This is a genomic window from Pantoea sp. SJZ147 (assembly GCF_007828605.1).
Lineage (GTDB): Bacteria > Pseudomonadota > Gammaproteobacteria > Enterobacterales > Enterobacteriaceae > Pantoea > Pantoea allii.
In genome coordinates this window covers 19,453-32,699 of record NZ_VIVB01000013.1, presented here as the reverse complement: position 1 = coordinate 32,699, position 13,247 = coordinate 19,453, and the positions used below count along the sequence as shown (strand labels likewise).

The following is a 13,247-nucleotide window of genomic DNA, read 5'->3' as shown; positions in this document are numbered from 1 at the left end:
ACAAGAGGTTGCGAGGGCTGTCGAGAAATGTCGATTTTCTGCCGTAGCTGCACACTTCCGGCGACCGGTTAACCCACCGAACGCTGAGGATGTCTTAACGTGGTGGCATGCTATCGAGCGATAGGTTATACGACGTTAAACTGGAGCTGTCCTTCCAGCTCTTCTTCAGCCTCGTCGAACAACAGAATTAAGGCACCATAGCGGCGTTTTTGCCCCTGGCCAAGATTCACAAATTCAATTTTTAACGGCATGGGTAGCCCCTGGCTGACAATGACGTCCCAGAGCCCATCGAGATCGCAGATAAACCGCGCTTTCAGGGCGAAGCGATCGCAGAACTGGCGTAAGAAATGGGCCTGATCGACAATCTCATTAAAATCAAAACGCTCGACTCTCATACTGACGACTCCCGTTATCCGGCTCTGGGCGACCTGAGGCCGCCCGGATATTCATCTAGCTTAAACCGCCGAGGTGCAGCGCTTTGACCTCCAGGTACTCATCCATCCCCAGCACCGATCCTTCACGTCCCAGGCCCGATTCTTTCACGCCGCCAAAGGGTGCCAGCTCTGTCGAGACAGCACATTCATTAATGCCAATCATTCCGCTCTCCAGCGCCGAAGATACCCGGAATACACGCTGCAGGTTTTGCGTATAAAAATAGGCCGCCAGGCCATATTCAGTCTGGTTGGCGCGACGGATCACCTCTTCTTCATCATCAAAGCGGAAGCAGGCTGCCACTGGGCCAAATGTTTCTTCCTGGGCCAGCTTCATCCCTTCATGTGCATCGCCGATGACGGTGGGTTGCCAGAAGTTTCCTCCCAGCGCATGTCGCTTGCCGCCAGCCAGCACCTTGCCGCCCTGAGCCACCGCATCCTTGACATGCTCTTCAACTTTTTCCAGTGCTGAGGTTTCAATCAACGGACCGACAATCACGCCGTCCTCCATCCCGTTTCCGACCTTGAGCTTGTCCACTTCTGCTGCAAGCTGAGTGGTAAAACGTTCGTAGACCGCACTGTGGATGAAAAAACGGTTAACGCTGACGCAAACCTGACCGGCATTACGGAATTTGTTAGCAATGGCGCCCTGCACGGCCGCATCAATATCTGCATCCTCAAACACGATATAGGGTGCGTTGCCGCCCAGCTCCATCGAGACTTTTTTCATCGTCTCTGCAGCGTTACGCATGAGCGTTTTCCCTACCGCCGTTGAACCGGTAAAGGAAATTTTACGGACGGCCTTGCTGGCCATAATGGCATCGCTAATGGCATGTGTGTCGCCAGCCACCCCATTAAGCACGCCATCAGGGATACCGGCTTTTTTTGCCAGCGCCAGTAAGGCGAATGCGGAAAGCGGCGTGTTATTCGCAGGTTTAATAATGCCTGTGCATCCTGCTGCCAGCGCGGGACCTAACTTACGTGTCAGCATCGCCATCGGGAAATTCCATGGCGTGATAGCGGCAACTACGCCGACCGGCTCACGGGTTGCCAGAATACGCGACCCCGCTTTGGCTGGCGGAATAATTTCACCATTGGCGCGTTTAGCCTGCTCGGCAAACCACTGAATAAAGCTCGCGGCGTATTCCACTTCGCCCTCGGCTTCCTTGAGCGGCTTACCTTGCTCCGTTGTCATCAGCTCAGCCAGCCAGCGTTTATTTTCAATGATCAACCTGTACCAGCGGTAAAGCAGTTCTGAACGCGCCTTCGCGGTCTGTGCACGCCATGCCGGAAAGGCCTCTTGTGCCGCCTTAATCGCTGCTTCCGTTTCGGTTTTACCCGCTTTGGCTACCTGAGCCACACGCTCACCGGTGGCAGGATTGGTCACGTCAAAGGTGGACGCCGTTTGCAGCCACTGACCGTTTACCAGATAGCCCGTCTGGAACAGTTCGCTGTCTTGCAGTGGAGAATGCATTGGGTTGCTCCTGTCAGTTTTGTCTTCTGTCAGGAAAGTATAGATGGCAAAAATGACAGGTCAGGTAACAGGGGGCAGCATCATGGCCGCCAGCACCTGTGGCAGCCATAATTCAGATTTGGACGAGCGTGTTTTGATATTTTGTCAGCATCTCAGCCAGCCGCTTCACCGGCTCGGTCACGCTGTCCGGCGCGTCATAGTGCGCCAGCTTATGCTGATAGACATCCAACTCTTTGAGTAACCGTTCAAAATAATAACGTCGCTTTTCATCACTGCGCACCGAGATAACCCGATCGGCAGTGTGCCGTAACTGGCGGTGATACGCGGATAAATCGGCGTTAACCGGCACATCTGCAGCGCGCAGGCGTTGATGACCAATAATTAAGGTCAGCGCAATGCGATATTTATCAATATCCCCAGGGAACAGGTTAAGCAGCAAAAAGAGCTGCTGATAGAGCGCCGGAAGATGATTTTCACGGCGGCGAGCCTGGTTTGTCGTCATCGCCGAAACCGCCGCATACATGAAGCGGTTAAGCAGTTTACGTCCCGTGCGCGCTTTGGATTTATCCCGAATTAACAGGATGACCATCAGCGCAACAAAGCTGCCTATCCACTGTCCCAGTGCACTGTCGATGAACAGCGTGAAGTTGAACTGCATCGGATTATCCAGCACCAGGACGTTAATTGTGCCGACCATGGCACCGAGTGTTCCGATCTGTCGGCGCTGAATTAACATGCCTGAAATAAACCCTAACAGGCCAATGGCAATGCACAGTAGCGTGGCGCTTTGTTGGGTATTGGGCAAAATATACATAAAATAGAGCGCACCCAGCGGCACAGCCACCGTCATACCGTAAACAAAGTCTTTGGCCATCATCAGCGGATTGGGCATCCGCATCGCCAGTGCCGTAATCACACCCAGCATGACCATACAGCCGCTTCCTGAGGTCCAGCCAGTATACAGCCAGAACAACGAACCGAGGGCGGTGGCCACGAAGGTGCGAATACCGTTAATCATCGCATGATGGGTTTCCGCAGAACGCGCCTGGATCACCACCTCTCGCTGAAGAATACGCTCTTCCAGGTCAGTAATACGGCCATTACTTTTGATGCCGTTAATCAGCAGCTGATATTCCGTTGCGGCCTCAACCCAGCTTTCCAGCGTCTCTGGTGCCGTTTTACTGCCGGCGGCAATTAACCGTCGCAGCGTTTTCATACGCTTGTGTACAGCTTCTGCCGTGGCGGCTTCTTTTCCGATCAGCACGCGATACTGGGTAGGAATGTAGTCAGGCCGTGAGTTTTGGATTAAGAACGTTTCGGCGGCCTGAGTAATCAGCGTCAATGACAGAGTATTCAGCATTTGCAGCCGGCGGCTGGTATTCTGCCAGCGCGAAGACTCCATCATTAACTGACTGCGCATGCTGCTGAGCGCCGTGGTACGCCGCACCAACGCCCCCCAGGCTTTATCGACTTCTTCTTTGTCCTCATGCGCGACACACAGTTGTAGCAACCTGTAATGCGCCACCAGCAGCGACTCGACTTCGGCATCAATCACTTTCTTAATCGAACGTGGCGAGAAAATCATATCGGCCAGAATGGCGCACAGAATCCCCAATATGATTTCGCTACAGCGTTCCACGGCATATTGCGGAACCAGCGTCAGTCCACTATTGGCATTTGCCGTGACGACAATGATTAATGCGGTGTAGCCTGCCAGCCCGAGCGCATAGGAATTCTCTACCTTAATCAGTGAAGACAGCCATACGCACAAACCCGCCCAGATACAACATAGCAGCAGCATAACGACCGGCGCGCGTACGGTCGCAATCATGATGACCAGCGCGGCGATACAACCGATAAACGTCCCGATGATACGAAGAATACCGCGATAGCGTAATGCACCCGAATAGGGATCGCCGCCTGCCGCAAACGCCGTTCCGCCCGCCACAATCCCCGCAGTCATGACCGCCCAGCGGGGGGTTTCAAGGTTAAGATGAAAGCCGATCATCAACGCGGCAACCAGCGCAAAGGTCAGCTTTATCGGGAAACGCAGGAACTCAATCATATCGCCCTCTTAACCAAACTCACGCAGACGGTTAAGGAAGGACATGATGGGCGAGGTCTCAGTATGCTGACGATCATTTGCACCGGTGATGACCACGGTGGCCGTCGTCCCGGCGGGATAAAGATTGCCCGGTTCCTGATCGAGACGGATGCGTACCGGCACGCGCTGCGCCAGGCGCACCCACTCCAGATTCGACTGCACCGTTGCCATTCCTTTACTGTCAACGCTGCTACTGCTGTTGGTCACGCCTGCCGCGATGCTGTCAACCGTACCGCGCAACGTCACGTTGCTGCCCAGCGGGGTAATTTCTGCCCGGAAGCCGGGTTGTACGCCGTGCAGTTTGGTCTCTTCCAGATAGGCCAGCACGTAAAATGAGCGCTGCTGTACCAGCGCGACGGCAACTGAGCCACGCGTAATAAATTCGCCCTGGTAGACATTCAGGTTAGTTACCCATCCATCTGCCGGGGCCTTGATGGTGGTGCGCTCCAGGTCGATCTTCGCCAGATCGCGGGTAGCGATAGATTTTGCCAGTTGGTGTTCGCTGGTTTGCAAATCGTTGTTGGATTGTTCAATTGCTTCACGTGACATCGCAGACGTGCCGAGTCGGTTTCGACGTCCGGCCTCTCGGCGTTTTTCATTAACCAGCGCCTGGTAATATTCCACGTCGGCCTGTGCTTCATCTAAGGCTTTTTGATAGCGTGGGCGATCGACCACAAACAGCGTGTCGCCTTTTTTTACCAGTTGGTTATCGCGAACGGGGACTTCGGTAATCAACCCGGTGACATCAGGTGAAATCGCAACGACATCGGCCGCAAATCGTGCATCGCGCGTCCAGGGCGATTCGGTGTAGAACACCCAGGCACGGAATATGATAATGACAGCGATGATGACCAGCAAAAGGGTGATGGCGTAACGCGCGATTTTTCTTATAAGCGTGTTCACGTAAACCTCAAACAAATAAACGGGATACCAGATAAAATACACAGCAGTAAAGGGCTGTATTGAAGAGTGCCGGGTGCCAGACAAGATCGTAGATACCGCTGGGCGTCAGCACGCGTTTCACCAACCAGAACAGCATGAGTGAAACAATGAGTTCGATGAAGATGGGCGGAAAAGAGAGCCCAAACATGACAAATACCGGAAGTACACTCATTAAAAATCCTTAGTTCGATACGGCCGGGATAATTCACCGCCTGAAGGACGCAAACGCCAGTGCGCCATAAGCCACATCTGAACTACGGCTGGCTTAATAATAGCGTATCATCGGGTGTTTTCAGGTAATGAAGCGTCGCCAGGTCATACCCCGGTAGGCTTATAGTAACGCGCTTAACTATACGTTTTCTACTGAATGTGATCTAAATCACTTTTTAGCCAGAGTAAACAATGGAACGACTTAAAGGTATGTCGATATTCGCGAAGGTGGTAGAACTGGGTTCTTTCACCGCGGCCGCACGGCAGCTTCATCTTAGCGTGTCATCGATCAGCCAGATCGTCGCCAAACTCGAGGATGCGCTCCAGGTTAAGTTACTTAACCGCAGTACACGCAGCATAGGACTTACTGAGGCCGGTAAAATCTATTATCAGGGCTGCCGCCGCATGCTGGCAGAGGCTAACCAGGTTCATGAACAGCTGTATGCCTTTAATAACACGCCGATCGGTATATTACGTATTGGCAGCTCTTCTACAATGGCGCAGAACGTGCTGGCCGGTATGACCAGCGATATGCTGCGTGATTATCCCGGATTGAGTGTCAACCTGGTGACCGGCATTCCCGCGCCAGATTTGATTGCGGACGGGCTGGACGTGGTGATCCGGGTGGGAGCATTAAAGGATTCCAGCCTGTTCTCGCGCCGACTTGGGGCGATGCCGATGGTGGTCTGTGCCGCTAAACACTATCTGACGCAGCACGGGACGCCGGAAAAACCTGGCGATATCGCGAAATTTGCCTGGCTGGAATACAGCGTCAGACCTGATAACAATTTTGAGCTGATTGCCCCCGAAGGCATCGTCACCCGTCTGTCGCCACAGGGGCGTTTCGTTACCAATGATTCTCAGACGCTGATCCGCTGGCTTAAGGCTGGCAATGGCATCGCCTATGTACCGATGATGTGGGTGGCGGATGAAATCAAGAAAGGCGAGATTGATATTTTGTTCCCGCAGTACCAATCCGATCCGCGACCGGTTTATGCGCTCTATACCGAAAAAGACAAACTGCCGCTGAAAGTACAGGTCTGTATCGACTATTTGACCCACTATTTTGAGCAGGTTGCCGAGCAGTACAAACAGCACCGTAAAAGCTAAAAACCCGCCAGCTGGCGGGTTTTCTGTCTCTGTCAGGCGGTGCCACCGATAGTGAGCTTATCCAGCTTCAGCGTAGGCTGGCCCACGCCAACCGGCAGGCTCTGTCCCTCTTTACCACACACGCCAACGCCTTTATCCAACGCCAGATCGTTACCGACCATAGAGATTTGCTGCATCGCTTCGATACCGGAGCCGATCAAGGTCGCCCCTTTCACTGGTTTAGTCACTTTGCCTTTCTCAATCAGATAGGCTTCTGACGTTGAGAACACAAACTTACCAGAGGTGATATCGACCTGACCGCCGCCAAAGTTAGGCGCATACAAACCGTACTCCACGCTTTCGATAATATCCTGTGGCGTGGATTTACCGGCCAGCATATAGGTGTTCGTCATGCGCGGCATCGGCAGGTGCGCATAGGATTCGCGACGACCGTTACCGGTAGGATTTACCCCCATCAGTCGTGCATTCAGCTTATCCTGCATATAGCCTTTCAATACGCCATTTTCGATCAGCACATTGTACTGTCCAGGAACGCCTTCATCGTCGATAGCCAGCGACCCACGTAATCCCTCAATGGTCCCGTCATCAACCACGGTACACAGATCCGAGGCAACCAGTTGGCCCATCTTGCCGCTAAACACTGACGTGCCACGGCGATTAAAGTCACCTTCCAGACCGTGACCTACGGCTTCGTGCAACAGTACGCCCGGCCAGCCTGCGCCCAGCACAACCGGCAAGGCGCCTGCCGGCGCAGCCACAGCAGACAGATTGACCAGCGCCATGCGTACGGCCTCACGTGCCCAGGCATCGGCCCGCACGTCGCCATTCTCATCGGCCAGGAAAAATGCATAGCCGGTACGCGCGCCGCCGCCGCTTGAACCGCGCTCACGCTTGCCCTGGTCTTCAACCTGGACACTGATGGACAGACGAACCAGCGGACGCACATCGGCAGCTAAAGTACCGTCGGTTGCGGCTACCAGCACCTGCTCATATACGCCGGTCAGGCTGGCATTCACTTCCTGAACGCGGGGATCGGCAGCACGTGCAACCTGGTCAACACGATGTAGCAACGCAATTTTGTCCTCACGGCTCAGGCTGCCGAGCGGATCGACTGGCGCATACAGAGAACGGTTAACCACGGCAGACAGCGTCTGAGCCTTGCCGTTGCCCTGTTCACGCACGATGCTTCGTGCCGCTTCGGAGGATAAGCGTAAGGCATTCAGCGTGATTTGGTCGGCATACGCAAAACCCGTTTTCTCACCGCTGACGGCACGCACGCCCACGCCCTGATCGATATGATAGGACCCGTCTTTAATGATTTTATCTTCCAGAACCCAGGATTCATGGAAGCTGGACTGGAAGTAAAGATCGGCATAGTCCAGACGACGTTCTGAAAGCTGCCCTAACAGGGAAAAAAGGTCCTGCTGATTAATGTTGTTAGCAGTTAGCAACTGCTCACTTACCAGATTCAGAGTCATCGTTTCTCACTTAATATGTGCTCGGATAATCATAGCCTGCGGCAATTATGTTACGCCGTCAAATATCACTTGTTATAGGTTTCGCGTGGCTTACGCATTACTTCATCTATTTCAGGCTTATCCAGCGGTCCGCTGATGTGATAACGCAGGACTGAAATTTTACTCCAGAGCGGTCCCAGCACCTTGCTGGCGGCAAATACCGCCGCCCCCACCACCGGATTAATGGCAAAAGCAGCCGCCACACCCACTGACGCAGAAATTTCTGGCGTGACTATCGCTTCCATATCAATGCGGCGTTTCACCAGGTCCATATTGCCCTGCATGGCGATATCCGCTTCCAGGCCGTCAACCAACAGGTTGTCAGTTCTCACGACGCCATTTTCAATCCAGGCGGTGCCGTTGATGGAGTCGAAATAGAACCCCTTGTTAAAGGTATCGCTGAAATCAAAACGCAGTTTGCGTAACAGGGCATCGAAGCTTAGCAGGCGCAGAATCTGTCCCGCGGCGCCGGTATCCACATCGCTTATTTGTCCTTTACCAAAGTGCGTTTTCAGCGTGCCGCTCAGCGTTTCTGCCGCGGGCTGCCACGGTGCCGAGCGCCAGTGCAGGTCATAATCAATCTTGAAGGGCGCATCTCGCAGCGGCGTATTCACGCCAAACCAGTTGGTCGCGTTATTGATGTTGCTGCCCTGCAGCGTGCCTTTTAAAGAGGTGCGCTGGTCGCTTGGACGGTTAACCCATTCGCCCTGAATGTTCAGCCGCGAGCTGCCGGTATCCACCAAACCGTTAGTAAGTGCTAACGTACTTCCTTTAGGCTGAAGCCGGGCCGTGACCCGTCCATACTTCTGCCCCATCAGCCAGCATTCAGCGCATTGCAGTTGTAAAGCAGGCCACTGGCTAAAGTCGATCTGATCGCTTTTTTGCCCCAGAGGTGAGGCGGACGCACTTTTCTTATCGCCAGTGCTCTCCCAGTCTGGATTGTAATAAAGGTAATCCAGGGCTATTTGCCACGGCGCTGAAGGTGAGGTGATTAACTGCCCTCTTAGCTCGTCAGCATTGACGTTAATCCGGTTTTTTCCACCCATGTCCTGGGTTAATGAGGTATCAACGTTATGCCAGCGCTGGCCTGCCAGACTCACAGAAGGGCTACGCAGGATAATATTGCCCGGAAGCGTTGCACCGCCCACCTGATGCTCACCGGTTGAACGGGTCGCACCACCTTCGCCAGCCGTCATCAGTGCCGCCCACGCCTCACCATCCAGCGCAGGTAAGTTGAGTACCATGCCTGAATGATCTGGCAGCGTCGGTATTGTCTTCGTATCGTTGAGCCAGATACCACGGTCAACGCGCAGGGCCGGCTCCAGCAGCCAGCGGCTGTTAAATTTGTGCCGTTCATCTACGCTACCGCTGAGATCAAAGTGCGTTAAATCGCCTTTAGCGTTGATGGCCACAGGCAGGCTTTCGCCCGCTTTTTTATCCAGTGGCGAAGGTAAGCGACTACTTACTTCCTTCCCGTCACCTTTCAGCGCGATGTCGTAATGCGCACCGCCCTTATGCGGTAAGGCGACGTTAACCTCGCCCTGCCAGGGAAGATGCCCAGCCAGTTGGCTGCCCACCTGGGGCGGAATACCGGTGATTTTTGCCAGTTGCCAGTCAGCCAGTAACTTAACGTTAATGCCAAAATCATCAGGATTTTCTTTTGTGCTAAAGCTGACATTAAGGGGCTGACCAAACCAGTCCGCCCGCATCTGATCGCTTTCAAGATTGCCGTTGTTATAACGGAACTGCCCGGTCAAATGGGTCATGGTGGTATTCAGCGGCTTGATATGCAGGCTATTGTTATTCATCACCACATCACCACTGGCGTGAACGTCCTTGCCATTCAGAGGAATATCAAGCTTAAGGTGGCCTTTGGTCAGACCTTTAATCTGTAACTGTTCAAGGGCCGCCCCCAGGGAGGACTTGAGTGGCGTGTGCTGGAAGTAGTCGCCAATTTGCTGACCATCACCGCTGATATCGCCGTTGATAATCAGCTTTTCCTTCATGTAATCAGGAATGGTGGCGCTGACATTACGCGCCTCCACTTCACCCAGTTTAGCCAGGGGTGCATGCATCCACAGGCCATCATTCAGGAAGTTTAGATCGATATCGAGGTTGCTGATATCCGGCCAGCCGGGCTGGAAACCATAGGTTGCGTGGCGTAAAGGCACCCAGACCTGAAACATGCCGTCGTTATGCTGAAAAGGAAAAAGCGCCGGATTGCCGTTGAACAGCAGCGTGGCATTCTCCACCTTGCCGCCTTTAACCGCACCGCTCAGGTAGCGCGTGAGCGAATGCCCCATCAGCGGTGTGGGGAAATAGCGCCAGGCATCGCCCGCATCGCTGACGTTAATACCGGCCAGGATATCAAGTTGAGGCTGCGTATCGGTGTTCTGCTGATAACGGAAGTCGCCATGTGCCCAAAGTGAACGCGCCTGGATATCAAGATTATGACCTGCCAGGGTCAGGCCGTGCGGGTCACGCAACCAGCTCATACTGCCGGTCACCTGCTTGATCTCCAGCGGTGCCTGGAACATATCACCATAGGGCACCGTGGCCTGGCCCATCGCAATCGTGGCCTGCCCATTATTCAGGCTGCCTGTCGCTTCGCCATTTAAATGGCTGATGCCGGGAACCAGTTTCCAGAACTGCCAGCTGAAATCGCGCCACTTAACCTGAAAGCGCGTCTGCTCAGGCTGATCGACAGGAATATCCAGCGCCAGCCCGTCAATGGTGCCGCGCGGTCGTAATGCGCGCCAGTTATCAAACAATGCCGGTGATAAGGGCGCAAACAGCGGCACCAACGGTGCGATGTGGTCCAGCGCCAGCTGTGTCGCTCGTACGCGAATCTCAGGCTCGCTGTTGCTGCCCAGCATCTGCGGGTCCTGAGGTTGCCAGAGGAGTGAGAAATGACCGGCAGGCCAGGCATTACCGTCTGTGCTGAGCCTGGTTTGCGGCACATTGACCACCCAGCCATTTTTGTAACGCGACAGGTGGGCAGTGAGGTTATCAACGTTCAGCGTGTGGGGACCGCTCTCGCCCTGCCAGCTTGCGCCGCCCTTACTTAACAGCAGATCGCCGGCATAGACGTCGCCATCACGCAGATTAACCCAGGCCGCCAGGCTGAACCGGGCACTGTCAAGCCGGGTGTTATCCCGCACCCAGCGGCCCAGCCATGGACGCATATCAACATCATCGGCCTGCATCCAGATACGACCGTCGTTGAGTAAGCCATTACTGTCTTTCAGGTCAAGACGAACCTGCACTACGCCGTGTTGTCCAGTAAAGCTCGACAGGCTGACTTCACCTTCTGCTCGATGTCGGGTGTTTTCGTTCAACCAGGTGAGGTTAGGAATCGCCAGTTCAGCATGCTGACCGGATGGGGTGATAAAGCGAATGGTGCTGTCACGCAGAGTAAAGTGATCGAACTGACGCAAAAACAGGTCGTTGACCTGAGTGAGCTTAAAGCTGTGCTTGTCGCTGTCACTGGTCAGCAGAGGCTGAGTGCTGTCGAGATGTAATTGCCAGAAGGTCAGATCGCGGAACTGCCAGCGCCAGTGGAGCAGTGACTGCCAGACATCCAGCGCAACGGTGATGCGTGCGATGGAGAGCGAGCCGGTCTCCTTCATATCGACATTTAAGTCGCGGATTTGTAGCGTGGGGCCGAAATTCTCCCACTTTCCTCGGAGTTGGCTGGCGTTAACCTTGACACCGCTGGTGTCGGAGACGAACTGAAGAACCTGACTACGATAGGCGTCAAGATGCGGCATCGCCAGACGCAGCGCGCTGACAAGCAGCGCCACAATCACAATGACTGTCGCGAGCAGCAGTAACATAATTCTTGGCAACTGCCTCACTCACACCTCTCCTTGTCTACCGTTAACGACGGATGGTTGCTGCTCATACCCGGCGTCTTATGACATAGCGGTATGGGTTCACATTTTACCCCAAAATGTGCAGTCAGGCATGGTGAGCCTGACCAGCCAGTATTACATCATCACCACGTCAAACTGTTCCTGGGTATAAAGCGCTTCTACGTGCACCTTCACCTGTTTACCTACGAAAAGTTCGACTTCGGCCAGCGCATGGGACTCATCTGTTTTCAAGGCCTCACCGACGGTTGGCGAAACGTACACCAGGAATCGATCCGAGTCATAAGCATGATGCACGCGGACAATTTCGCGCATGATTTCGTAGCACACCGTTTCAACTGTTTTCAGCGTGCCGCGCCCTTTACAGACCGGACAGTCCTCACACAGCACGTGCTCAATACTTTCGCGCGTGCGCTTGCGGGTCATTTCCACCAGCCCTAACGCTGAAAAGCCGCTGATACCGGTCTTAACCCGATCTTTATTCAGTGCCGTTTCCAGCGAATGCAGCACGCGACGGCGGTGGTCCTCATTACTCATATCGATAAAGTCGATGATAATGATGCCCCCCAGATTACGGAGCCTTAGCTGACGTGCAATCGCCTGAGTGGCTTCCACATTGGTATTAAAGATAGTCTCATCAAGGTTTCGGTGCCCGACAAATGCCCCCGTATTGATGTCTATCGTCGTCATCGCTTCAGTTTGATCGATGATTAAGTATCCGCCAGATTTGAGTTCAACTTTTCGTTCCAGCGAGCGCTGAATCTCATTTTCAACATCAAACAGATCGAAGATAGGCTGCTTACCGTTGTAAAGCTCAAGCTTGCTGGACATCTCGGGAATGTATTCACTGGTGAACTCGTTGAGCAAATCGCAGGTCAGCCGCGAATCGACACGAATGCGGTCCAGCGCTGCGCCAGCAAAATCACGCAGAATACGTTGTGCCAGCGCCAGTTCACCATAAAGCAGACAACGCGTTTGATTACGTTTTTTTCGTTCGCTGACTTTGGTCCACAGGCGCTTCAGAAAGGCCGCATCCTGTGCCAGTTCTTCTTCACCAATGCCTTCGGCTGCGGTGCGGATAATAAAGCCGCCCAAATCGTCACAGTAGTCGGCTACCACGGCTTTCAGCCGCTCTCGCTCTTTTTCACTGGCGATACGTTGAGAAACGCCAACATGCGCTGCCCCAGGCATGAACACCAGGTAGCGCGAAGGCAATGTGATATCCGTTGTCAGTCGCGCGCCTTTGGTGCCCAGCGGATCTTTCACCACCTGAACCACCAGATCCTGTCCCTGGCGAACCAGTTCTGCGATATCCCGTACGACAAAATTTTTCTTTTCATCACCCGCAACACATTCGGTGTGCGGCATGATGTCAGAAGCGTGCAGGAACGCGGCTTTATCCAGTCCGATATCCACAAATGCCGCCTGCATGCCAGGCAGCACCCGGCTGACGCGTCCTTTGTAAATATTGCCGACAATGCCGCGTCGGGCTTCACGCTCGATATGGATTTCCTGCAGGATTCCGCCATCAATATAGGCGACTCGCGTTTCAGCAGGCGTAACGTTAACCAGTAGCTCAGCCGTCAT

9 protein-coding genes are annotated in these 13,247 nt (G+C 53.9%); 1 reads left to right on the top strand and 8 read right to left on the bottom strand.

What is annotated here, in order from left to right:
• Positions 1–125: 125 nt before the first annotated feature.
• The 5 genes from FBY13_RS18220 to aaeX all read right to left on the bottom strand — a co-directional run bounded on the left by FBY13_RS18220 (position 126) and on the right by aaeX (position 5,123).
• The gene (locus FBY13_RS18220) at positions 126–395 is read right to left on the bottom strand and encodes a barstar family protein (protein ID WP_096011258.1); all 270 of its coding nucleotides are present in this window, start codon (positions 393–395) and stop codon (positions 126–128) included.
• A 55-nt stretch (positions 396–450) separates the two neighbouring features.
• The gene (locus FBY13_RS18215) at positions 451–1,905 is read right to left on the bottom strand and encodes an NAD-dependent succinate-semialdehyde dehydrogenase (protein WP_063877427.1); all 1,455 of its coding nucleotides are present in this window, start codon (positions 1,903–1,905) and stop codon (positions 451–453) included.
• Between the two features lie 112 nt (positions 1,906–2,017).
• Positions 2,018–3,970, bottom strand: a complete 1,953-nt coding sequence (gene aaeB / locus FBY13_RS18210) for a p-hydroxybenzoic acid efflux pump subunit AaeB (RefSeq protein ID WP_145394824.1) — start codon at positions 3,968–3,970, stop codon at positions 2,018–2,020.
• Positions 3,971–3,979: 9 nt separating this feature from the next.
• Positions 3,980–4,912, bottom strand: coding sequence for a p-hydroxybenzoic acid efflux pump subunit AaeA (aaeA, locus tag FBY13_RS18205; RefSeq protein ID WP_145394823.1), 933 nt, complete (start codon positions 4,910–4,912; stop codon positions 3,980–3,982).
• Between the two features lie 7 nt (positions 4,913–4,919).
• Positions 4,920–5,123 carry a p-hydroxybenzoic acid efflux pump operon protein AaeX gene (aaeX, locus tag FBY13_RS18200; RefSeq protein WP_006120970.1) on the bottom strand — a complete coding sequence of 68 codons (204 nt, stop codon included), beginning with the start codon at positions 5,121–5,123 and terminating at the stop codon, positions 4,920–4,922.
• A 230-nt stretch (positions 5,124–5,353) separates the two neighbouring features.
• On the opposite strand from aaeX, the gene aaeR reads away from it, so the two are divergent.
• Entirely contained in the window at positions 5,354–6,271 is a 918-nt protein-coding gene (gene aaeR / locus FBY13_RS18195; protein WP_063877429.1) for an HTH-type transcriptional activator AaeR, read from the top strand.
• A gap of 32 nt (positions 6,272–6,303) precedes the next feature.
• Here the strand turns inward: aaeR and tldD are convergent, their stop codons facing one another.
• The 3 genes from tldD to rng form a co-directional block, all read right to left on the bottom strand.
• Entirely contained in the window at positions 6,304–7,749 is a 1,446-nt protein-coding gene (gene tldD, locus FBY13_RS18190; protein WP_096011260.1) for a metalloprotease TldD, read from the bottom strand.
• Positions 7,750–7,814: 65 nt separating this feature from the next.
• On the bottom strand, positions 7,815–11,645 hold the full coding sequence (gene yhdP, locus FBY13_RS18185; RefSeq protein ID WP_145394822.1) for an AsmA2 domain-containing protein YhdP: 3,831 nt from the start codon (positions 11,643–11,645) through the stop codon (positions 7,815–7,817).
• 132 nt (positions 11,646–11,777) lie between these two features.
• Positions 11,778–13,247, bottom strand: a complete 1,470-nt coding sequence (rng, locus tag FBY13_RS18180; protein WP_063877432.1) for a ribonuclease G — start codon at positions 13,245–13,247, stop codon at positions 11,778–11,780.

What these genes read in the sequence shown, in the direction of transcription:
- FBY13_RS18220 (WP_096011258.1), bottom strand. Translation starts at nt 395, where the DNA reads ATGAGAGTCGAGCGTTTTGATTTTAATGAGATTGTCGATCAGGCCCAT.
- FBY13_RS18215 (WP_063877427.1), bottom strand. Translation starts at nt 1,905, where the DNA reads ATGCATTCTCCACTGCAAGACAGCGAACTGTTCCAGACGGGCTATCTG.
- aaeB (WP_145394824.1), bottom strand. Translation starts at nt 3,970, where the DNA reads ATGATTGAGTTCCTGCGTTTCCCGATAAAGCTGACCTTTGCGCTGGTT.
- aaeX (WP_006120970.1), bottom strand. Translation starts at nt 5,123, where the DNA reads ATGAGTGTACTTCCGGTATTTGTCATGTTTGGGCTCTCTTTTCCGCCC.
- aaeR (WP_063877429.1), top strand. Translation starts at nt 5,354, where the DNA reads ATGGAACGACTTAAAGGTATGTCGATATTCGCGAAGGTGGTAGAACTG.
- tldD (WP_096011260.1), bottom strand. Translation starts at nt 7,749, where the DNA reads ATGACTCTGAATCTGGTAAGTGAGCAGTTGCTAACTGCTAACAACATT.
- rng (WP_063877432.1), bottom strand. Translation starts at nt 13,247, where the DNA reads ATGACGGCTGAGCTACTGGTTAACGTTACGCCTGCTGAAACGCGAGTC.